Origin of the sequence: Verrucosispora sp. WMMA2121 (assembly GCF_027460185.1) — a bacterium.
GTDB lineage: Bacteria > Actinomycetota > Actinomycetes > Mycobacteriales > Micromonosporaceae > Micromonospora > Micromonospora palythoicola.
Genome location: NZ_JAPZBH010000004.1, coordinates 549,020 through 570,669 on the forward strand (window position 1 = coordinate 549,020; position 21,650 = coordinate 570,669).

13 protein-coding genes and 3 rRNA genes are annotated in these 21,650 nt (G+C 68.0%); 6 read left to right on the top strand and 10 right to left on the bottom strand.

What is annotated here, in order from left to right:
• Nucleotides 1-5 precede the first annotated feature (5 nt).
• Nucleotides 6-1,349 (top strand): hypothetical protein, encoded by a 1,344-nt coding sequence (locus O7605_RS03180; protein ID WP_269737823.1) that lies wholly within the window; start codon nt 6-8, stop codon nt 1,347-1,349.
• Between the two features lie 51 nt (nt 1,350-1,400).
• On the opposite strand, the gene O7605_RS03185 is transcribed toward O7605_RS03180, so the two are convergent.
• Both O7605_RS03185 and ileS read right to left on the bottom strand, forming a co-directional pair.
• A complete protein-coding gene (locus O7605_RS03185; RefSeq protein ID WP_269737824.1) occupies nt 1,401-2,099 on the bottom strand; it encodes a lysophospholipid acyltransferase family protein in 699 nt (232 codons plus the stop codon).
• A gap of 140 nt (nt 2,100-2,239) precedes the next feature.
• Entirely contained in the window at nt 2,240-5,395 is a 3,156-nt protein-coding gene (gene ileS / locus O7605_RS03190; RefSeq protein WP_269737825.1) for an isoleucine--tRNA ligase, read from the bottom strand.
• A 495-nt stretch (nt 5,396-5,890) separates the two neighbouring features.
• Here ileS and O7605_RS03195 point away from each other — a divergent pair, with 495 nt between their 5' ends.
• Together O7605_RS03195 and sigJ are read left to right on the top strand one after the other, a co-directional pair.
• Complete coding sequence (locus O7605_RS03195; RefSeq protein ID WP_269737826.1) at nt 5,891-6,331, top strand: carboxymuconolactone decarboxylase family protein; 441 nt, start codon at nt 5,891-5,893, stop codon at nt 6,329-6,331.
• A complete protein-coding gene (sigJ, locus tag O7605_RS03200) occupies nt 6,328-7,206 on the top strand; it encodes an RNA polymerase sigma factor SigJ (RefSeq protein WP_269737827.1) in 879 nt (292 codons plus the stop codon). Before O7605_RS03195 ends, sigJ begins: the two co-directional genes overlap by 4 nt.
• Nucleotides 7,207-7,220: 14 nt before the next feature.
• On the opposite strand, the gene ndk is transcribed toward sigJ, so the two are convergent.
• Nucleotides 7,221-7,646 carry a nucleoside-diphosphate kinase gene (gene ndk, locus O7605_RS03205; RefSeq protein ID WP_269737828.1) on the bottom strand — a complete coding sequence of 142 codons (426 nt, stop codon included), beginning with the start codon at nt 7,644-7,646 and terminating at the stop codon, nt 7,221-7,223.
• A 141-nt stretch (nt 7,647-7,787) separates the two neighbouring features.
• Here ndk and O7605_RS03210 point away from each other — a divergent pair, with 141 nt between their 5' ends.
• A complete protein-coding gene (locus tag O7605_RS03210; RefSeq protein WP_269737829.1) occupies nt 7,788-9,272 on the top strand; it encodes a VOC family protein in 1,485 nt (494 codons plus the stop codon).
• A gap of 47 nt (nt 9,273-9,319) precedes the next feature.
• Here O7605_RS03210 and O7605_RS03215 read toward each other — a convergent pair whose 3' ends face one another.
• From O7605_RS03215 to O7605_RS03225, 3 genes are all read right to left on the bottom strand, one after another.
• Nucleotides 9,320-9,685, bottom strand: coding sequence for a DUF4233 domain-containing protein (locus O7605_RS03215; RefSeq protein WP_269737830.1), 366 nt, complete (start codon nt 9,683-9,685; stop codon nt 9,320-9,322).
• Complete coding sequence (locus O7605_RS03220; protein ID WP_269738692.1) at nt 9,682-10,953, bottom strand: bifunctional folylpolyglutamate synthase/dihydrofolate synthase; 1,272 nt, start codon at nt 10,951-10,953, stop codon at nt 9,682-9,684. The genes O7605_RS03215 and O7605_RS03220 overlap by 4 nt, the downstream gene beginning before the upstream one ends.
• Nucleotides 10,954-11,135: 182 nt before the next feature.
• Nucleotides 11,136-13,754: a valine--tRNA ligase gene (locus tag O7605_RS03225; protein ID WP_269737831.1), complete on the bottom strand. Its 2,619-nt coding sequence runs from the start codon at nt 13,752-13,754 to the stop codon at nt 11,136-11,138.
• A gap of 69 nt (nt 13,755-13,823) precedes the next feature.
• Here O7605_RS03225 and O7605_RS03230 point away from each other — a divergent pair, with 69 nt between their 5' ends.
• Nucleotides 13,824-14,510: a hypothetical protein gene (locus O7605_RS03230; RefSeq protein ID WP_269737832.1), complete on the top strand. Its 687-nt coding sequence runs from the start codon at nt 13,824-13,826 to the stop codon at nt 14,508-14,510.
• A gap of 135 nt (nt 14,511-14,645) precedes the next feature.
• Here the strand turns inward: O7605_RS03230 and rrf are convergent.
• The 3 genes from rrf to O7605_RS03245 form a co-directional block, all read right to left on the bottom strand.
• Nucleotides 14,646-14,762: ribosomal RNA gene (gene rrf, locus O7605_RS03235) — 5S ribosomal RNA — on the bottom strand.
• 100 nt (nt 14,763-14,862) lie between these two features.
• A 23S ribosomal RNA gene (locus O7605_RS03240) occupies nt 14,863-17,972 on the bottom strand.
• 393 nt (nt 17,973-18,365) lie between these two features.
• Nucleotides 18,366-19,880: ribosomal RNA gene (locus O7605_RS03245) — 16S ribosomal RNA — on the bottom strand.
• Together the 16S, 23S and 5S rRNA genes form the textbook arrangement of a ribosomal RNA operon.
• Nucleotides 19,881-20,592: 712 nt before the next feature.
• On the opposite strand from O7605_RS03245, the gene O7605_RS03250 reads away from it, so the two are divergent.
• On the top strand, nt 20,593-20,820 hold the full coding sequence (locus tag O7605_RS03250) for a hypothetical protein (RefSeq protein ID WP_269737833.1): 228 nt from the start codon (nt 20,593-20,595) through the stop codon (nt 20,818-20,820).
• A 4-nt stretch (nt 20,821-20,824) separates the two neighbouring features.
• On the opposite strand, the gene O7605_RS03255 is transcribed toward O7605_RS03250, so the two are convergent.
• Nucleotides 20,825-21,622 carry a carbon-nitrogen hydrolase family protein gene (locus O7605_RS03255; protein ID WP_269737834.1) on the bottom strand — a complete coding sequence of 266 codons (798 nt, stop codon included), beginning with the start codon at nt 21,620-21,622 and terminating at the stop codon, nt 20,825-20,827.
• Nucleotides 21,623-21,650: the final 28 nt, after the last annotated feature.

Here is a 21,650-nt window from a genome sequence, read left to right on the forward strand (position 1 = left end):
CCGCGATGCCGGAGCCGCAGCCGGGAGCCGACCGGCCGGTCGACGGGAGCCGTCCGGATCAACGCCGGGATGGGGAGCCGGCGGTCACCCACGAAATGCCCACCGAACCGGCCGGGTCGGACGACCAGACGGCCGGGTCGGCCGACACCGGGCCGGACGCCGGCCAACCCATTGAGGCCGGTCCGCCCGAGGACGCCCGGTCCACCGGCGCCGTCTCCGACAACGGCAAGTCACCCATCCCGGCGGAACCGCAGGTCGGTCCGCAGGGCACCCGGGTGCTACCCGAGCCCGCGCCGGAGACGGCGACCCCGCGCTGGAGCGGCTCGGCCCCGGTGCCACCGGCCGCACCCCGCCGACCCGGGTGGGGCGAGTCGGCCGAACCCACCCCGCTGCCGATGCCGCCGGTGCCTCAGCCCGAGCATCAGACGCCGGTCGATCCCTGGGCCGGCGTCGACACCAGCGGCTGGGACCTCCCCTCGACCGACTTTCCCGCCCTGCCGCCGACGCTGTCCTACCCCAGCCCACCGCCGACCCGGCCGTACTCCGGACCCCCGGCACCGGTCTCGCCGGTTCCGCCGCCCCTGCCAGCGCCACAGCACCAGCCCCCGCCGCAGCACCAGCCCCCGCCCAGGGTCGGGCCGCAGCAGCAGCCGACGCCGCCCGGCCCATACCCGCCCGTTCCGGCCGGCCCACCGGCGCCACCACCGCCGCGTGGTCGGCGGGGCAAGCGGAAGGCCGCACCTGTGGCGCCACCGCCCGGCTGGCGGCCGCCCGCGGGGTACGTCCCGGTCCCGGTCCGCAAGCGTCGCCGTTGGCCCTGGTTGCTGCTGCTGACCCTGGCCTGCTGCTGCGGCTGTCCGGCCTACTACGGCGTGCCGATGGCCAGCCAGTACCCGGCCAAGGCCGCGTTGCCCCAGCAGGTGGCCGACCTGCGGCTGCGCGAGGACCCACGCAGCACCCGCGACGCGCGGCAGTTGGAGACCCAGATGCGCCAGTCGCACTGGCTCGCCGAGGACACCTTCGCCGGGATCTACCACACCAGCAACGGCAAGCGGGTGACCGTCTTCGGCGGCACCGGCTTCCGGTTCACCCCGTCGGCGGACGCCGACGCCGAGATCGAGCGACTCAAAGACCAGTACGCACTCGGCGAGAAGCAGATCATGGAGACCGGTGTCCGGGGCCGCCACGAGCGTTGCGCCGTGGGCCGCACCGATGGTGTCGGTGCGGTGGTGTGCACCTCGGCCGACCACGGCAGCATCACCACGGGTGTCTTCACCGGGCTCTCCGTGGAGGACAGCTCCCGGCTGCTGGGCACCCTACGGGACCAGATCGTCACCACCGACGGTTGACCGAGGCCGCCGGCCACCCGCCCAGCCATGCGTCAACGGGCGGCAAGCGGCTCAGCCGGCGTCGGTCTCTCCGCTGACCGGCGGATGGGCCCGCGGCGGCGCGTAGCGCGGCACGTACTCCTGGCCGGTGAGCTTCTGGATCTCACCCATCATCTCGTCGGTCAACTGTCGCAGCGACAGCCGGTCGTCCGAGCGGCCGGTGAAGTCGAGCGGCTTGCCGAACCTGATGGTGATCTTTCCGGTGAAGGGACGCGGCACCCGGGCACCGATCGGCTGCACCTTCTCGGTGCCGATCATGCCCACCGGGATGATCGGCACGCCGGCCGCGATGGCGAGCCGGACCGCCCCGGTACGTCCCCGGTACAGTCGCCCGTCCGGCGAACGGGTGCCCTCCGGGTACACCACCACCAGGTCACCGCCCTTGAGTGCCGGGATGGCTGCGTCGAACGCGGCCAGCGCGGCACGGCCGCCGGCCCGCTCCACCGGGATCGCGCCGAGACCGGTGAGGACGAACTTGGAGAAGCGGCCCTTGACGCCGGTGCCGGTGAAGTACTCGGACTTGGCCCAGAACGCCAGGTGCCGGGGCACCACCGTGCCGAGGAACAGCTCGTCGGCCACCGACAGGTGGTTGCCGGCGAAGATCGCGCCGCCCTGCTCCGGGATGTGCTCCAGCCCCTCCACCGTCGGACGGAACGCCAGCCGCATCGCGGGCCCCACGGTGAGCTTGCCGATGGTGTAGAGCAGCGGCACTGGTCCTCCGGCGGATCGAGTGAGGTAAGAGGCGGTGTCACCGTAGCGGACCGCCGCACGACGGCATGCGTGAGGTCGGGCCCATCCGCTGGCTGGGTGCGGGGGGCCCTCCCGGCCGGAAGGGCCCCCTTTCGGGCAACTCAGACCCGACGGACCACCACGGTCACGGGCACGCCCTCGCCGACCTCACCGGCGAAGCCGTCGATCCCGTCGATCCCGTCGGCGAAGTCGACGCTGTCGGCCAACACCTCCCGGACCACGAAGTCGCGGTACCCGGCCACCGCCGCCCGGACCTCGTCGGAACCCGACGCCGACACCACGATCCGATCGGACACGTCGAGGTCGGCGTCCCGGCGCGCCTGCTGCACCACCCGGACGAAGTCCCGGGCCAGCCCCTCGGCGGCAAGTTCGGCGGTGACCGTGGTGTCCAGCACCACCACCCCCTCGCCGCCGGGCAGCGGTGCCGAGTGCTCGGCGTCGGCGGCGACCAGGCGCAGCTCGTACTCGCCCTCGTCCAGGGTGACGCCGGCGGCCACCGGGGCACCGTCGACCAGCTCCCACTCCCCCGCCTTGACCGCCTTGATCACCTGCTGCACCTGCTTGCCGACCCGGGGCCCGAGCGCCCGCGGCACCACCGTCAACACCTGCTGGCAGTACGCCGACACCTCGTCGGTGACGTCGACCTCCTTCACGTTGACCTCGTCGGCGATCAGGTCGGCGAACGGCCGCAGTTGCCCGGCCACCGGACTGGCCACGGTCAGCTTCGCCAGCGGCAGCCGTACCCGCAGCCCCTTCGTCTTGCGCAGCGACAGCGTCGCGGAGGCCACCGCCCGCACCGCGTCCATCGCGGCGACCAGCTCGTGGTCGGCCGGGAACTCCTCGGCCACCGGCCAGTCGGTCAGGTGCACCGACCGCTCGCCGGTCAGCCCGCGCCAGATCTCCTCGGCGGTGAGCGGCGCCAGCGGCGCCACCACCCGGCAGAGTGTCTCCAGCACGGTCCACAGCGTGTCGAAGGCGTCTGCGTCGCCCGTCCAGAACCGGTCCCGGGAACGACGCACGTACCAGTTGGTCAGCGCGTCCAGGTAGGACCGGACGGTGGCGCAGGCCCCCGAGATGTCGTACGCGTCCATCTGCGCGCCGACCGTCGACACCAGCTCGTTCGTCTTCGCCAGCACGTACCGGTCGAGCAGGTGCGTCGAGTCGGTCCGCCGCCTCGCCCGGTACGAGTCGGCGTTGGCGTAGAGCGAGAAGAAGTACCAGACGTTCCACAACGGCAGCAGCACCTGCCGCACGGCGTCACGCACGCTCGACTCGGTGACCGGCATGTCCCCGCCCCGCAGCACCGGCGAGGACATCAGCATCCAGCGCATGGCGTCCGAGCCGTACGCGTCGAAGACGTGGTAAACGTCCGGGTAGTTGCGCAGGCTCTTGGACATCTTGCGCCCGTCGGAGCCGAGCAGGATGCCGTGGCTGATGCAGTTGCGGAACGCCGGCCGGTCGAACAGCGCGGTAGCCAGCACGTGCATGGTGTAGAACCAGCCGCGGGTCTGCCCGATGTACTCCACGATGAAGTCGCCCGGGTAGTGGTGCTCGAACCAGTCGGCGTTCTCGAACGGGTAGTGCACCTGGGCGAACGGCATCGAGCCGGACTCGAACCAGCAGTCCAGCACCTCCGGCACCCGCCTCATCATCGAACGCCCGGTCGGGTCGTCCGGGTTGGGGCGAACCAGATCGTCCACCGCCGGCCGGTGCAGGTCCGTCAGGCGTACCCCGAAGTCGCGCTCGATCTCGGCCAGCGACCCGTACACGTCGACCCGGGGATGGTTCGGGTCGTCGGACTTCCACACCGGGATCGGCGAGCCCCAGAACCGGTTGCGGCTGATCGACCAGTCCCGGGCGTTGGCCAGCCACTTGCCGAACGAGCCGTCCTTGATGTGCCCCGGCGTCCAGTTGATTTGCTGGTTCAGCTCGACCATCCGGTCCTTGAACGTGGTCACCGCGACGAACCACGAAGACACCGCCTTGTAGACGAGCGGCGTGTCGCAGCGCCAGCAGTGCGGGTACGAGTGGGTGTAGGTGTCCTGCTTGAGCACCACCCCCCGCTCCTTGAGCTGACGGATCACCGGCTTGTTGACGTCGAAGACCTGCTCGCCCTCGAAGGGCGGGACCAGCGCGGTGAACCGGGTGTGATCGTCCACCGTGACGATGGTCGGGATGCCGGCCGCGTTGCAGACGTTCTGGTCGTCCTCACCGAACGCGGGGGCCAGGTGCACGATCCCGGTGCCGTCCTCGGTGGTCACGAAGTCCGCGCCGAGCACCTGGTACGCGTTGTCACCCGCGTGGGCGACCAGGAAGTCGAACAGCGGGGTGTAGCGGCGACCGACCAGGTCCGCGCCGCGCACCGTGCCGACCTGCTGGTACCCGTCGAGTTCCGTGGCGTACGCGCCGAGCCGAGCCGCGCCCACCAGGTGGTGGACGCCGTCGCGCTCCAGCACCGCGTACTCGATGTCCGGACCGACGGCGAGCGCCAGGTTCGACGGCAGGGTCCACGGCGTGGTTGTCCAGACACCCAGCCGCACCGGCCCCCGGAGCAGTTCCGGCGCCGAGTCGTCGGGGGTCAGCTCGAACCACACCGACAGCGTCGGGTCGTGCCGGTCGCGGTAGACGTCGTCCATCCGGGTCTCGGTGTTCGACAGTGGCGTCTCGCACCGCCAGCAGTACGCCAGCACCCGGAAACCCTCGTAGACCAGGCCCTTGTCGTGCAGGGTCTTGAAGGCCCACATGACGCTTTCCATGTAGTCCAGGTCGAGGGTCTTGTAGTCGTTGGTGAAGTCGACCCAGCGGGCCTGGCGGGTGACGTAGCGCTCCCAGTCCTGGGTGAACTCCAGCACCGAGCTGCGGCACGCGTCGTTGAAGCGGGCCACGCCGAGGTCGAGGATCTCCGCCTTGCTGGTGATGCCGAGCTGCTTCTCGGCGACCACCTCGGCGGGCAGGCCGTGGCAGTCCCAGCCGAAGCGCCGCTCCACCCGCCGGCCACGCATCGTCTGGTAACGCGGCACCACGTCCTTGACGTAGCCGGTGAACAGGTGGCCGTAGTGGGGCAGGCCGTTGGCGAACGGCGGGCCGTCGTAGAAGACGTACTCGTTCTTCCCGTCGTCGCCGGCCGGGCGGGCGTCCACGGACGCCTCGAAGGTCTTGTCGGCCGTCCAGTGCTCCAGGACCCGGCGCTCGACCGCGGGCAGGTCCGGGCTCGCCGGTACGCCGCCGGCGGTCGGGTCGTGCAACGGATAGGCCATCGCCGGTCGCTCTCCTCGCTGACGCTCACTGTCGTGGGTCTGCGAGGACGAGCCCTGCCGGTACGCCGTCACCGGCGCGCCGGGCCAAGCCCGCGGTACCACCCCGCTTGACGGTCAGGATCGACCGCCCGCTCGTTAGGCCGGCGATAACGGGCCGCCCCGTCCGGTTCTACTGAGCCGGTCACCCGGCCGTTCTTCCGGAAGCTCCCCGGTGATAGCCGGATCATCGCCCTACCCACCCATGATACCCACCCCACCCCGTGCCCTCCTCCCCAATAACCCCCCACGCCCCGCCCGCCACCCCTCCCGCCGATCATGAAGTTGTTGTCGGCCAGCCTCGGCGTGTCGCGACAACAACTTCATGATCGCCGCTGCGGTCAGGTCGGGGACGGGTGCGCGAGCGGGTGCATGAGCGGGGTCACACGGGCCGGTGGTCACGCGGGAGGGTCGGCGATCCGTCGAGGGGGTGTCAGACGAACTGTCGGGGAGGTTGTCATGCAGCGGATCAACGTGGCCGAGGTGGCGCCGGAGGCCTTCGGCGCCGTGCTGGGGCTGGAGAAGTACGTCCGGGCCAACGTCGAGCACACCGTGCTGGAACTGGTGAAACTGCGCGCGTCGATGCTGAACGGCTGCGCGTTCTGCGTCGACATGCACAGCCGGGAGGCGCTCGGCGCCGGCGAGTCGAGCCGGCGACTGTTCGCGGTGGCCGCCTGGCGGGAGGCGCCCTTCTTCGACGAGCGGGAACGCGCCGCGCTCGCGTTGACCGACGCGGTCACGAAGCTGGGCGAGCACGGCGTACCCGACGACGTCTGGGACGCCGCGTCGAAGGTCTGGTCGGAGAAGGCCCTCGCCGACCTGGTTCTGGCCATTGCCACAATCAACGTGTGGAACCGGATCGCGGTGACCTTCCGCAACGAGCTGCCGACGGACGTGTGAGTCCGGTCGACGCGGCGCAGGCGGCCGGTGCGCTCGACGCGCACCGGCCGATGCTGCTCGGGCTGGCCTACCGGTTACTGGGTAGCCGCCACGACGCCGAGGACGTCCTCCAGGAGGCGTACCTGCGCTGGGTGCGGGTCGACCGCGCCGAGGTGAGCGAGCCGCGACGCTACCTGTCCCGGGTGGTGACCCACCTGTCGATGGACCGGCTGCGGGCCCGGCAGGCCGCCCGCGAGACGTACGTCGGGTCGTGGTTGCCGGAGCCGGTGCCGACCGCGCCGTCGCCGTTCGGGCCGTTGGAGCGTGCCGAGCTGCGCGACTCGCTCTCCACCGCGCTGCTACACCTGCTGGAACGGCTCACCCCGCCGGAGCGCGCCGTCTACGTGCTGCACACCGCCTTCGAGCTGCCCTACGCGGAGATCGCCGAGCTGCTGGACCGCTCCGCCGAGGACTGCCGTCAGTTGCACCACCGGGCGAGCGTGCGGATCGGGCGCGACAAGCGCCGGTTCACCGCCGACCGGGCCGAGCAGGAGCGGCTGCTGGAGGCGTTCGTCGCCGCCGCGACCGACGGTGACCTGGCCGCGCTCACCGACCTGGTCGCCGCGGACGCGACCGCGTGGAGCGACGGCGGCGGTCGGGTACGGGCCGCCCGCAACCCGATCACCGGCGCCGACCGGGTGATCCGGTTCCTGCTGGGCATCCGGGCGAAGGGCTGGCCGCTCGCGGTGCGGCGCACGGAACTCAACGGCCAGCCGGCCGCCGTGGTGACCACCGCGGCCGGTGACGCGTACGCGGTCACCCTCGGCACGGCCGCCGGCCGGATCACCGACGTCTTCCTGGTGGCCAACCCGGACAAGCTGCCCTGGGCGGCCTGAGCCGACCTGCTGGCTCAGCCCAGCTCGGGGAACCAGAGCGCCAGCTCGCGCTTGGCGCTGTCGGCCGAGTCGGAGGCGTGCACCAGGTTCTCCCGGTTGGACAGGGACAGGTCACCACGGATGGTGCCGGCGGCGGCCTTTCGCCCGTCGGTGGCCCCGATCAGGCCCCGTACCACCTCGATCACCTGGTCGCCGGAGAGCACCAGAGCGACCAGCGGGCCACCGGTCATGAACGCCTTCAGCGGCGGGTAGAACGCCTTGTCGACGTGCTCGGCGTAGTGCTCGTCGGCCAGCGCGGCGTCCATCGTCCGGGACACCATGGCGTCGATCCGCAGCCCCTTGCGCTCGAACCGGGAGATGATCTCGCCCACCAGTCCTCGGCGTACCGCGTCGGGCTTGATCAGGACGAGCGTGCGGTCGTCCGGGCTGCTGCTGGACACGCTGGGTTCCTCCTCAGAGCGGAAGCCGGTCAGGCTGGGTACGGTCAGCCTAGCGACCCGGTCCCGGCGCCGGCGCGGTGGCCGGCCTTCCCCCGGCCCCCGATCCGGCCTAGCCTGGCCCTGACCCCCGGGAGGTCCACTGTGGCGAATGGTGGCGGCAACCGACCCATCGCACCGGTACGCAAGTTGATCGCCGCGGTGCTGGGCACCGTGGCCACCTTCGTCATCCTCTTCGGCCTGGGCATGACCAGCTGGGCGATCGTCGCGCTCGGTGTCGCCCTGCTCGCCCTGGCGATCGCGCTGGCCACCGTGCGCGGTGGCGGTCGCACCTGGGTCGTCGGCGCCGGCCACGTGCACAGCGCCTCCGAGCCACCGACCCAGTACGCGTTCGGTCGCTGCGAACTCCAACTGGTGATCGACGCTCCCGGGCTGCCACCCCGCTCGAAGAAGATCATCGAGCCGCGGGTTCCGGTGTCGAAGTGGCCGTCGCTGGGGCAGACCCTGCCGATCCGGGTGGCGTTGGACGACCCGCGACACGTCCGCGTGCTCTGGGACGAGGTGCTCACCCACACCGAGGCCGGCAGCACCGCCGACCTGCCCCCCGAGTTCGCCACGGCGCCGCCGGACGAGGTGCTGATCGGGCAGGAGGCGCCGCCCTGGGCCGGCCGGACGCCGGAGGACGACTTCCACGACCCCTCGGGCGAGCCACCCGACGGCCCGTTCGGTGGTCCGTCGGACAGCCGACCGCACGACGCCGTCGTCGAGACCGTCGAGCACGTGGAGCACCACGAGACGGTGCGGGTACGCCAGCGGCCGGGCCGGCCGGTCGTGCTGGAGGGGACCGTGGTGGAACGCTCCGACGAGCATCGGCTGCCCCGCCGTGCCACGCCCGCCCCACGGACACCGGCCGAGGAACGGTTCACCGAGCCACGACCGGCCGAGGAACCCCTCAGCACCGCGGCGACCTCCGCCGGGGACGAACCTGCCGACCAGGTGGCCGATCCGGGGGCCTCGGGGCGAGCCACGCAGCCGCCGACCGGCCCGGCCGCCGGCCTGACCGACCCGATGGATCCGCTCGACCCGCTCGACCTGCCGCTCGACGACCCGGAACCGGGTCCGGTGGTCACCGCGAACCGCCCGCCGGCAAGCGGCCACCCGCAGCCGGCTGCCGACCGGACGGGCGCGGTCGACGCGGGGGAACTGGACGAGGCGATCTTCGGCTTCGACCCGGACGCCGCCGACCTGGCGGCCCCGATCAGCGGGGTGGGCATCACCCTGCTGGTTACCGAGTTGTCCCGCTCCCTGGAGTTCTACCGGGACCGGCTCGGGTTCACCGAGGTCGACCGGGGTGCCGCCAACGCGGTGCTCTCCTCGGGGACGACCCGCCTGGTGCTCCGCGAGGTGACCGGGGCCCAACCGATCAGTCGCCGGCTGGTCCACGTCAACCTGGACGTGGACGACATCCAGTCGGCGTACCAGCGGCTGCGCGAGTCCGGCGTCCGGTTCACCTACCCGCCCCGGGTGGTCAACCGTGGCAGCAAGCTGGAGGTGTGGGCGGCGGCGTTCCGTGACCCCGACGGGCACGGCATCGCGCTGACCCAGTGGCGGGAACTCGCCGAGGCGTGACCGAGGCCCGGGGCCGCCAGTGGCCTGACGCGCCCGCCCGGTCGCCCTCAGCCCAGGATCACCCGACGCACGTGCAGCGCGTACGCCCACACCAGCGCGAACATCACGCCCAGCACGAACAGGGACCAGTGCAGCAGGCCGGACAGCAGCAGCAGTCCCTGCAACACGGTGCCGGCATGCCAGGCCCACGGCCGACGCATCATGCCGGCGAGCAAGGCGGCGACCACGGCCAGCGTCACGACCACGGCGATCGCCGCGCCACCGAGATCAGCACCGACCGCCCGGATCGGCTGGATCGCCAGCAGCAGCACCAGCGCCTCCAGGGCGAGCGCGGCCGCACCGAGCCCGCGTACCGCCCGCTGCGGATTGCGCAGGCCCGATCGACGGGGCTGGCCGTCGCCGTCGCCGGTCATCGCTTCAGCAGCCGACGGGCGTCGGCCACGGTCACCACGGAACCGGTGATGAGCACCCCGACGCCGGCCAGCTCGCCCGGCACGTCCTCCTCGGCCAGCGCCACCGCCGCCTCGATGGCGTCCGGCATCTCCTCGGCCACCTCGACCCGATCCGGGCCGAACACCTCCGCGGCCAGCGCCGCCAGCTCCTTCACCGGCAGCGCCCGGGGTGAGCTGTTCCGCGTCACCACGAGTTGGTCGACCACCGGCTCCAGCAGCTCCAACATGGCGGCGGCGTCCTTGTCGGCGAGGGTACCCACGACGGCGACCAGCTTGCTGAACGCGAACTCCTCCTGCAACGCGGTGACCGTCGCCGCCATGCCCTGCGGGTTGTGTGCCCCGTCGAGCAGGATCGTCGGCGCGGAACGCACCCGCTCCAACCGCCCCGGGGAGCTGGCGGCGGCGAAGCCTTCCCGCACCGCCTCCACGTCGAGCTGCCGGCGGGCACCCGCACCGAGGAACGCCTCGACGGCCGCCAGCGCCACCGCCGCGTTCTGCGCCTGGTGGGCACCGTGCAGCGGGACGAAGACCTCCTCGTACACCCCGCCCAGCCCTTGCAGGGTGAGCACCTGGCCACCGACCGCCACGGCTCGGCGCAGTACGCCGAACTCCGAGCCCTCCCGGGCCACGGTCGCACCCACCTCCGCGCAGCGTTGCAGGATCGGCCGGGCGGCCTCCTCCTCCTGGGCAGCGCAGATCACCGTGGCACCGGGGTGGATGATGCCGGCCTTGGCCACCGCGATGTCCTGGAGCGTGTCACCGAGCCACTCGGTGTGGTCGAGCCCGACCGGGGTCAGGACGCACACCCCCGCCTGGATGACGTTCGTGGCGTCCTCGGCACCGCCGAGACCCACCTCGATCACGGCCACGTCCACCGGCGCGTCGGCGAAGGTGGCGAAGGCCAGCGCCGTGGTCATGTCGAAGTAGGTGAGCGGCTCGGCCGAACGGTCGTCGACCAGTTCGGCGAGCGGCTTCACCTCCTGGTACACGGCGGTGAACCGGGCCTCGTCCACCGGTTCGCCGTCGAGGCTGATCCGCTCCCGCACCGTTTCCAGATGCGGGCTGGTGTACCGCCCGGTGTGCAGCCCGAAGGCCCGCAACAGCGAGTCGATCATCCGGGCCGTGGAGGTCTTGCCGTTGGTCCCGGTCAGGTGGATCGACGGATAGGCCCGCTGCGGGCTACCCAGCAGATCCAGCAGGGACGAGATGCGGTCCAGCTCGAAGACCATCCGGGTGAAGCCGCGCCCGGCCAGCTCGGCCTCCACCTGCGCGAAGGCGGCCCGCTCCGCCCGGCCGGCGCGCTCACCGCCCGCACCAGCCCGGTCACCGGTACGGGCGCGGTCGGTCGGTTCGGTGGCTGCGGCATCCGCGCTTTCGGCACGGACAGGTGCCGTGCGGTCGACAGGGTCGGTCACGAGGAAAGCGCCTCCAGTGCGGCGTCGATGCGGGCCAGATCGGCCTCGGCCACCGCCAACCGTTCGCGGATCTTGGAAACGACGTGCTCGGGGGCCTTACCGACGAACGCCGGGTTGCCCAGCTTCGCCCGGGCCTGTCCCGCCTCCTTCTCCGCCGCCGCGCGGTCCTTGGTCAACCGGGCCCGCTCGGCGGCAACGTCGATCGAGCCCCGGGTGTCCAACGCGACACTGACCTCGCCCGGCATGGCCAGCGTCGCACTGGCCTGGAAATCGTCGCCGGCCGGATCCAGGCGGGCCAGCGACCGGATCAACGGCTCGTGCGCCGACACACCGGCACCGGACAGCCCGTCCAGTCGGGCCGCGACCCGCTGGGTCGGGCGCAGACCCTGGTCGGAGCGGAACCGACGGACCTCGGTCACCACCCGTTGAAGGGTGGCCACCTCCGTCTCGGCCGCGTCGTCGACCAGCGCCCGGTCGGCCGTGGGCCAAGCCGCCGTCAGCACCGTCTCGCCGCCGGTGAGTGCCGTCCACAGCTCCTCCGTGACGAACGGGATCACCGGGTGCAGCAGCCGCAGCAGCTGGTCCAGCACGTGGCCGAGAACCCGGCGGCTGACCTCGGCCGGTTCGCCACCGCCGGCCAGCACCGGCTTGCTCAGCTCCACGTACCAGTCGCAGACGTCGTCCCAGGCGAAGTGGTACAGCAGGTCGCAGACCTTGGCGAACTCGTACGCCTCGAACTGCTCGTCGACCTCGGCGGTGACGTGGGCCAACCGGGACAGGATCCACCTGTCGATCGTCGACAACGTGTCGACGGCCGGCATCGGACCGCTGGTGTGGGCACCGTTGATCAACGCGAACCGGGTGGCGTTCCAGAGCTTGTTGCAGAAGTTGCGCGAGCCCTGGCACCACTCCTCGCTGACCGGCACGTCACCGCCGGGGTTGGCGCCCCGGGCCAGGGTGAACCGGGTGGCGTCGGCGCCGTACCGGTCGATCCAGTCCAGCGGGTCGACCACGTTGCCGAACGACTTGGACATCTTCTTGCCGTGCTCGTCGCGGACCATCCCGTGCAGGGCGATCACGTCGAACGGCTGCCGGCCGTCCATCGCGTACAGGCCGAACATCATCATCCGGGCGACCCAGAAGAACAGGATGTCGTACCCGGTGACCAGCACGCTTGTCGGGTAGAACTTCGCCAGCTCCGGGGTCTGCTCCGGCCAGCCCAGCGTGGAGAACGGCCAGAGCCCGCTGGAGAACCAGGTGTCCAGCACGTCCTCGTCCTGGTGCCAGCCCGCACCGGTCGGTGGTTGTTCATCGGGGCCGACGCAGACCACCTCGCCGGCCGGGCCGTACCAGACCGGGATCCGGTGGCCCCACCAGAGCTGCCGGGAGATGCACCAGTCGTGCATGTTGTCGACCCAGGCGAAGTAGCGCTTGGCCAGCTCCGCCGGCTCGATGCGCACCCGGCCGTCGCGTACCGCGTCGCCGGCCGCCTTGGCCAGCGGCGAGGTGTTGACGAACCACTGCAACGACAGCCGAGGCTCGACGGTGGTGCGGCACCGGGAGCAGTGGCCGACGGCGTGCACGTACGGCCGCTTCTCGGCGACGACGCGTCCCTCGGCGCGCAGCGCGGCCACGATCGCCGGCCGGGCCTCGAACCGGTCCAGCCCTTCGAACGGGCCGGGCGCGGTGATCACCCCTCGCTCGTCCATGATCGTCAGGGTGGGCAGGTCGTGCCGCTGCCCGATCTCGAAGTCGTTCGGGTCGTGCGCCGGGGTCACCTTCACCATGCCGGTGCCGAACGACGGGTCCACGTGCGCGTCGCCCACGATCGGGATGCGCCGCCCGGTCAGCGGCAGGTCGACCTCGGTGCCGATCAGGTGGCGGTACCGCTCGTCGTCCGGATGCACGGCGACCGCCGTGTCACCGAGCATCGTCTCCGCCCGGGTGGTGGCCACCACCACCTCGTCGCTGTAGCGGATCGACACCAGCTCGCCGTCGTCGTCGGTGTGCTCGACCTCGATGTCGGACAGGGCGGTCAGGCAGCGCGGACACCAGTTGATGATCCGGTTCGCCCGGTAGATCAGGCCGTCGTCGTACAGCTTCTTGAACATCGTCTGGACGGCGCGGGACAGGCCGTCGTCCATGGTGAAGCGTTCCCGGTCCCAGTCGACCGAGTCACCGAGCCGGCGCATCTGGCCGAGGATCGCGCCGCCGGAGGAGGCCTTCCACTCCCACACCCGCTCGACGAACTTCTCCCGGCCCAGGTCGTGACGGGACAGCCCCTGCGCGGCGAGCTGCCGCTCGACCACGTTCTGGGTGGCGATGCCGGCATGGTCCATGCCCGGCAGCCAGAGCGCCTCGTAGCCCTGCATCCGCTTGCGCCGCACCAGGGCGTCCTGCACGGTGTGGTCCAACGCGTGACCCATGTGCAGCGATCCGGTGACGTTCGGCGGCGGGATGACGATGGTGAAGGGCTCCCGGTCACTGTCCGCGGCGGCCCGGAATCGACCGTCGGCTACCCACTGCTCGTACCGCCGCTGCTCTACCTCACCCGGCTGGTACTGGCCGGCGAGGGTCGGGGCGTCGGGGCGTCGGGCATCCAGTCTCTCGGTCACCCTGAAAGTCTACGGAGCGCTTCGACGGACCCGACGTGCGCCACCTGTCGTTCGCGTACGGTGTCGGCTATGTCCGACGCACATCTCAGCGCCCGCCACCTCGACGAGGGCGGTTCGCCGGTCGACCTGACCGACGAGCCGATCGAGCTGGGCGACCGCGAGCCGGCAGCCGGCGCCGACCGGCCCGACGTACCCGCCCGGCGACGGCGCCTGGCCGTGGTGGTGGTACTCGCGATCGTCGCACTGGTGGGTGTCGGTGCGCTGGGCTCGTGGGGCTGGCGGATCGTCCAGCAGAAGGACGCCCGGCTCGCCCAGCCCGAGCAGGTCGCCGGGCTTCGGCTGGATAGCAGCGACCGGGCCGCCAGCACGGCCGACTACCTGCGCAGCGGGCTGGCCGCCGACATCGAGCTGGACAGCAGCTTCGGTGCGGTCTACCAGGATCCGGCCGATGCCCGGAGATCCGTACTGATCTTCGGGGGGACGACCCTGCTGTGGCAGCCGGAGCGGGATCTGGAGAGTCTGTTCGAGCTGATGGCCGACGAGACCGCAGCCGTTACCGGACTCCGCGGCGTGTCGCCTGGTCGGCTGGGCGGCGTGATGAAGTGTGGCAGCACCGGCGGCGAAGGCGGCGATTTCGCGGTCTGCGGCTGGGCCGACCACGGCAGCGTGGTGCTGGCGATGTTCCCCGGCCGTTCGGTCGACGAATCCGCCGGCCTGCTTCGGCAGCTCCGGGAAGGCATGCAGACCCGCGCCTGACCGCGCCCGATCCAGTTGCGGCGCTGCCGGTCGGCCTACCCGGACCTTGATCCGTCCCGGAACCGTGGCGCGCACCGCGATGCTCCTGAAACGCGTTCAGGGCCACCCTTGGTGGGTGGCCCTGAACGGAAGTGTGTCCGGCGGTGTCCTACTCTCCCACACCCTCCCGGGTGCAGTACCATCGGCGCTGGAGGGCTTAGCTTCCGGGTTCGGAATGTGACCGGGCGTTTCCCCTCCGCCATGACCGCCGTAACCTTATCAACATGTCAAACAACACCAATTTGCTGACACTATCGTGTCAGGGGTGTGTGTTTGTTTGTTGTGAGTTACACAGTGGACGCGAGCGATCGTTGTAGTCAAGTCCTCGGCCTATTAGTACCGGTCAACTGAACCCGTTACCGGGCTTACATTTCCGGCCTATCAACCCAGTCGTCTAGCTGGGGGCCTTACCCACCCGAAGGTGGTGGGATACCTCATCTTGAAGCAGGCTTCCCGCTTAGATGCTTTCAGCGGTTATCCCTTCCGAACGTAGCTAACCAGCCGTGCCCCTGGCGGGACAACTGGCACACCAGAGGTTCGTCCGTCCCGGTCCTCTCGTACTAGGGACAGCCCTTCTCAAGTATCCTACGCGCACGGCGGATAGGGACCGAACTGTCTCACGACGTTCTAAACCCAGCTCGCGTACCGCTTTAATGGGCGAACAGCCCAACCCTTGGGACCTGCTACAGCCCCAGGATGCGACGAGCCGACATCGAGGTGCCAAACCATCCCGTCGATATGGACTCTTGGGGAAGATCAGCCTGTTATCCCCGGGGTACCTTTTATCCGTTGAGCGACACCGCTTCCACACGCAAGTGCCGGATCACTAGTCCCGACTTTCGTCCCTGCTCGACCCGTCAGTCTCACAGTCAAGCTCCCTTGTGCACTTGCACTCAACACCTGATTGCCAACCAGGCTGAGGGAACCTTTGGGCGCCTCCGTTACCCTTTAGGAGGCAACCGCCCCAGTTAAACTACCCACCAGACACTGTCCCTGAACCGGATAACGGTCCGAAGTTAGATACCCGAATCAACCAGAGTGGTATTTCAAGATTGCCTCCACCCATACTGGCGTATGAGCTTCACCGGCTCCCACCTATCCTACACAAGCCGACTCAAATACCAATGTCAAGCTATAGTAAAGGTCCCGGGGTCTTTCCGTCCTGCCGCGCGTAACGAGCATCTTTACTCGTACTGCAATTTCGCCGGGCCTGTGGTTGAGACAGTGGGGAAGTCGTTACGCCATTCGTGCAGGTCGGAACTTACCCGACAAGGAATTTCGCTACCTTAGGATGGTTATAGTTACCACCGCCGTTTACTGGCGCTTAAGTTCTCCGCTTCGCCCCGAAGAGCTAACAGGTCCCCTTAACGTTCCAGCACCGGGCAGGCGTCAGTCCATATACATCGAATTACTTCTTCGCATGGACCTGTGTTTTTAGTAAACAGTCGCTTCCCCCTGCTCTCTGCGGCCATACAACGCTCCACCCGCGCGGGGCTTCACGTCTCCGGCCCCCCTTCTCCCTAAGTTACGGGGGCAATTTGCCGAGTTCCTTAACCACAGTTCGCCCGATCGCCTCGGTATTCTCTACCTGACCACCTGTGTCGGTTTGGGGTACGGGCCGCTCGAAACTCGCTAGAGGCTTTTCTCGGCAGCATAGGATCACTGACTTCACCTGAATCGGCTCGGCATCACGTCTCAACCTTCATGCACCACGGATTTGCCTATGATGCGGTCTACACGCTTACCCCGGCACAACCACCGGCCGGGCTCAGCTACCTTCCTGCGTCACCCCATCGCTTGACTACTACCCGCCAGGTTCCCACGCTCCCCAACCTCGACCCGAAGGTCTCGGCTGGTTCGGGTGGTTAGCACAACGAGGTTCGTCAGGGACGCTCCTTCGCGGGTACGGGAATATCAACCCGTTGTCCATCGACTACGCCTCTCGGCCTCGCCTTAGGTCCCGACTCACCCAGGGCGGATTAACCTGGCCCTGGAACCCTTGGTCATCCGGCGGAAGGGTTTCTCACCCTTCTTTCGCTACTCATGCCTGCATTCTCACTCGTGCCGCGTCCACAACTCGATCACTCGGCTGCTTCACCCCCGGCACGACGCTCCCCTACCCACCCACACACCTGCACACCACCCCGAAGAGTGATGCGAAGTCATTGTGTGAGTGCCACAGCTTCGGCGGTGTGCTTGAGCCCCGCTACATTGTCGGCGCGGAACCACTTGACCAGTGAGCTATTACGCACTCTTTAAAGGGTGGCTGCTTCTAAGCCAACCTCCTGGTTGTCTATGCGACCCCACATCCTTTTCCACTTAGCACACGCTTAGGGGCCTTAGCTGGTGATCTGGGCTGTTTCCCTCTCGACTACGAAGCTTATCCCCCGCAGTCTCACTGCCGCGCTCTCACTTACCGGCATTCGGAGTTTGGCTGATTTCGGTAAGCTTGTAGGCCCCCTAGACCATCCAGTGCTCTACCTCCGGCAAGAAACACACGACGCTGCACCTAAATGCATTTCGGGGAGAACCAGCTATCACGGAGTTTGATTGGCCTTTCACCCCTAACCACAGGTCATCCCCCAACTTTTCAACGTTGGTGGGTTCGGCCCTCCACACGGTCTTACCCGCGCTTCAGCCTGCCCATGGCTAGATCACTCCGCTTCGGGTCTAGAACATGCGACTCAAACGCCCTCTTCAGACTCGCTTTCGCTACGGCTCCCCCACACGGGTTAACCTCGCCACATGCCACTAACTCGCAGGCTCATTCTTCAAAAGGCACGCCGTCACCCCGCAAGGCTCCGACGGATTGTAGGCGAACGGTTTCAGGTACTATTTCACTCCCCTCCCGGGGTACTTTTCACCATTCCCTCACGGTACTCGTCCGCTATCGGTCACCAGGAAGTATTTAGGCTTACCAGGTGGTCCTGGCAGATTCACGGCAGATTTCAGGAGTCCGCCGCTACTCGGGAACACCCACAGAAGACCAGCTGCTTTAACCTACCGGACTATCACCGTCTACGGTCAGCCTTTCCAGACCATTCAGCTAACAACTGGCTTTATCACTCCTCACACGAGTGTCAGCTCGTGTAGCAGGGTCCCACAACCCCGACCACGCAACCCCTGACAGGTATCACACGCAACCGGTTTAGCCTCAATCCGCTTTCGCTCGCCACTACTCACGGAATCACTATTGTTTTCTCTTCCTACGGGTACTGAGATGTTTCACTTCCCCGCGTTCCCTCCACACACCCTATGAGTTCAGGTGCAGGTGACATCACATGACTGATGCCGGGTTACCCCATTCGGACACCCTGGGATCACAGCTCGGTTGACAGCTCCCCCAGGCCTATCGCGGCCTCCCACGTCCTTCATCGGCTCCTGGTGCCAAGGCATCCACCGTCCGCCCTTGACAACTTGACCACAAAGATGCTCGCGTCCACTGTGCAATTCTCAACAAACAACCAACCCACAACCCACCACCCCGCACCAGCAACACCACCCCACAACAAGGGCAACATCCGGTATGCGAGGCCAGGCCATGCCTGGCAGCCGGCGGCCATCCCCACCACGGGAACGCCGCTCACAGCCTCTGAAAGACCAACCACACGGGTTGTTCCTTCAGGACCCAACAGGGTGCCATCCGTCGACCACCAGCCGCACCACAACCCCGTTCCCACCACCACAGTGGCTGTACTAAGAAGATCATGGCCGTTGCCGGCACCGACTCACCAGTGTCTCCGCCAATGAGCACCCCACCATCACACTCGGACAGCGCGGGCTCCATACCCGCCTTCGCGGGATGGTGCTCCTTAGAAAGGAGGTGATCCAGCCGCACCTTCCGGTACGGCTACCTTGTTACGACTTCGTCCCAATCGCCAGCCCCACCTTCGACGGCTCCCTCCACAAGGGTTGGGCCACCGGCTTCGGGTGTTGCCGACTTTCGTGACGTGACGGGCGGTGTGTACAAGGCCCGGGAACGTATTCACCGCAGCGTTGCTGATCTGCGATTACTAGCGACTCCGACTTCACGGGGTCGAGTTGCAGACCCCGATCCGAACTGAGACCGGCTTTTTGGGATTCGCTCCACCTCACGGTATCGCAGCCCATTGTACCGGCCATTGTAGCATGCGTGAAGCCCTGGACATAAGGGGCATGATGACTTGACGTCATCCCCACCTTCCTCCGAGTTGACCCCGGCAGTCTCCCATGAGTCCCCAACCGAATTGCTGGCAACATGGGACGAGGGTTGCGCTCGTTGCGGGACTTAACCCAACATCTCACGACACGAGCTGACGACAGCCATGCACCACCTGTCACCGGCCCCGAAGGACCCCACATCTCTGTGAGATTTCCGGCGATGTCAAACCCAGGTAAGGTTCTTCGCGTTGCATCGAATTAATCCGCATGCTCCGCCGCTTGTGCGGGCCCCCGTCAATTCCTTTGAGTTTTAGCCTTGCGGCCGTACTCCCCAGGCGGGGCGCTTAATGCGTTAGCTGCGGCACAGAGAACCGGAGAGGCCCCCCACACCTAGCGCCCAACGTTTACAGCGTGGACTACCAGGGTATCTAATCCTGTTCGCTCCCCACGCTTTCGCTCCTCAGCGTCAGTATCGGCCCAGAGACCCGCCTTCGCCACCGGTGTTCCTCCTGATATCTGCGCATTTCACCGCTACACCAGGAATTCCAGTCTCCCCTACCGAACTCTAGCCTGCCCGTATCGACTGCAGGCCCGCAGTTGAGCCACGGGTTTTCACAGTCGACGCGACAAGCCGCCTACGAGCTCTTTACGCCCAATAAATCCGGACAACGCTCGCGCCCTACGTCTTACCGCGGCTGCTGGCACGTAGTTGGCCGGCGCTTCTTCTGCAGGTACCGTCACTTGCGCTTCGTCCCTGCTGAAAGAGGTTTACAACCCGAAGGCCGTCATCCCTCACGCGGCGTCGCTGCATCAGGCTTCCGCCCATTGTGCAATATTCCCCACTGCTGCCTCCCGTAGGAGTCTGGGCCGTGTCTCAGTCCCAGTGTGGCCGGTCGCCCTCTCAGGCCGGCTACCCGTCGTCGCCTTGGTAGGCCATCACCCCACCAACAAGCTGATAGGCCGCGAGCCCATCCCAAGCCGAAAAACTTTCCACCCACAAACATGCGTCCGCAAGTGAATATTCGGTATTAGCCCCGGTTTCCCGGGGTTATCCCAAAGCCTAGGGCAGGTTGCTCACGTGTTACTCACCCGTTCGCCGCTCGAGTACCCCGAAGGGCCTTTCCGCTCGACTTGCATGTGTTAAGCACGCCGCCAGCGTTCGTCCTGAGCCAGGATCAAACTCTCCAACAAAAACCTGGAAAATCCATCCCAGCAACAAACCAAATTGTTGCCAAAGGAATCCAAACCAACCAGAAAAACTGGCCAGCCCGGGAATCAAACAAAACTTGGCACTGGCTTATCAAGCACCCTGTTGAGTTCTCAAAGAACAACCACACACCAAACTCGGCTTCACCCGGTGAAACCGCGTTTGGGGCAACCGCTCCAAACTATCCGAGCCGCGCGTCCAGGTCAACCCGAAGATCGGGCTTCTGGAACTTAGCTCAGGCCCACGCCACCGCCCGCCTCTCGGCGGTAACGACTGTCGTGGAGAACCGCAGACCGGCCGATCACCACTGAAGATGACCCGCCCGGCTCCTGCCGGCTCCAGAACACTACCCGGTCGGCTTCGCGATCGCAACTCCATCTCGCAGAGTCGCTCCGCACCACCCGGTCTCAGCGTCGCGTCGATCTGATCGTTCGCGTAGCTGGCGCCCGTTCTCGGCCGGTTTGCCCCGGCCTCCCGCGTGCAGAGAGAAAGTTACGCGGACGCCCGAGAGAAGGCAAATCAGCTTCCATCGATGCGCCGCTCGCGTCCGACGCGTGTTGCTCGGACGGACGTGCCCTGCGGTCGGCCTGACGTGCGGCGCGGGAGACCGAGGCCGAGCCGAGTACGGACACGGTTCTCGCTCAGAGTCTTCGCGCCGACGACCACCATGGGTTCCGGCGTGCCAGAGTGTCTGGCATGGATGACGTGTCCCGGCCCGTAAGCCCGATCCTCGCCGAGGACGCGCTGCTCGGCCTCCTCTTACCGATATGGCAGGTGCTCATCGGAGCGTTCGTACTCTTCGCGGTCCTCGTCTCGATCGGCCGCCTGGCCCGACGTGGCCCGTCCCGGATGAGTACCGCTCTCCTGATCACCGCCGCCGCCATCGCCGGCTTCGCACTCGTGGGTGTGTTGCTTCAGGGCTAGGGCGTCAGAGCCGACGGTTCGCCAGACTCGGTAACTCGGCGCGGATCCGCTCCAGGCAACCCAGGTCGATGTCGGTCACCGCGAGCCCGGGGCCGTCAGGCACCTGGGACAACACCGTCCCCCACGGATCGACCACCATGCTCCGCCCGTAGCAGCTGCGGCCGGGTTCGTGGTCGCCGGTCTGTCCGGCCGCCGCGACGAAGCACTGGTTCTCGATCGCGCGGGCCCGCAGCAACACCTCCCAGTGGTCCCTGCCGGTGTGCATCATGAAGGCCGCCGGCACCACCAGCAGATGGGCGCCGCCGACGGTGGCCAGCTGTCGGTAGAGCTCCGGGAAGCGCAGGTCATAGCAGATGGTCAGACCCACCCGAAGCCCCTCGACATCGACCACGACCGGCTGGTCCCCGGGGGCGACCGTCGCGGACTCCCGATAGGAGACGCGACCAGGAATCTCCACGTCGTACAGGTGGATCTTGCGGTAGGCGGCGGCGAGCGTGCCGGAACGGTCGAAGACCAGGGTGGTGTTCCAGGTACGGTCCGGATCGGGGCCGACCTCGTGGAAGGAGCCGGCGATCAGCCAGACCCCGCGCCGACGCGCGGCGGCGGCGAAAAAGCTGCCCACCCGGCCGTCCACGGACTCCGGCGCCGGCGTTCCGGCACCTGGGCCGAGATAGTCGACGTACTCCGGCAACAGCACCAGGTCCGCGCCGGCCTCGGCCGCACGGTCGATCAGGCTCTCCGCAGCGGCGAGATTCGCCTCTCGGTCATGCCGGGAGTTGAGCTGGCAGACGGCGACACGCATGGCTGCCAGCGTACGGGTGAGCGGGCGG

Excerpts from the sequence above, each read along its gene's own strand:
- O7605_RS03180 (WP_269737823.1), top strand. The coding sequence starts at position 6 with ATGCCGGAGCCGCAGCCGGGAGCCGACCGGCCGGTCGACGGGAGCCGT.
- ileS (WP_269737825.1), bottom strand. The coding sequence starts at position 5,395 with ATGGCCTATCCGTTGCACGACCCGACCGCCGGCGGCGTACCGGCGAGC.
- O7605_RS03195 (WP_269737826.1), top strand. The coding sequence starts at position 5,891 with ATGCAGCGGATCAACGTGGCCGAGGTGGCGCCGGAGGCCTTCGGCGCC.
- O7605_RS03215 (WP_269737830.1), bottom strand. The coding sequence starts at position 9,685 with ATGACCGGCGACGGCGACGGCCAGCCCCGTCGATCGGGCCTGCGCAAT.
- O7605_RS03220 (WP_269738692.1), bottom strand. The coding sequence starts at position 10,953 with ATGGTCTTCGAGCTGGACCGCATCTCGTCCCTGCTGGATCTGCTGGGT.
- O7605_RS03230 (WP_269737832.1), top strand. The coding sequence starts at position 13,824 with ATGTCCGACGCACATCTCAGCGCCCGCCACCTCGACGAGGGCGGTTCG.
- O7605_RS03250 (WP_269737833.1), top strand. The coding sequence starts at position 20,593 with ATGGATGACGTGTCCCGGCCCGTAAGCCCGATCCTCGCCGAGGACGCG.
- O7605_RS03255 (WP_269737834.1), bottom strand. The coding sequence starts at position 21,622 with ATGCGTGTCGCCGTCTGCCAGCTCAACTCCCGGCATGACCGAGAGGCG.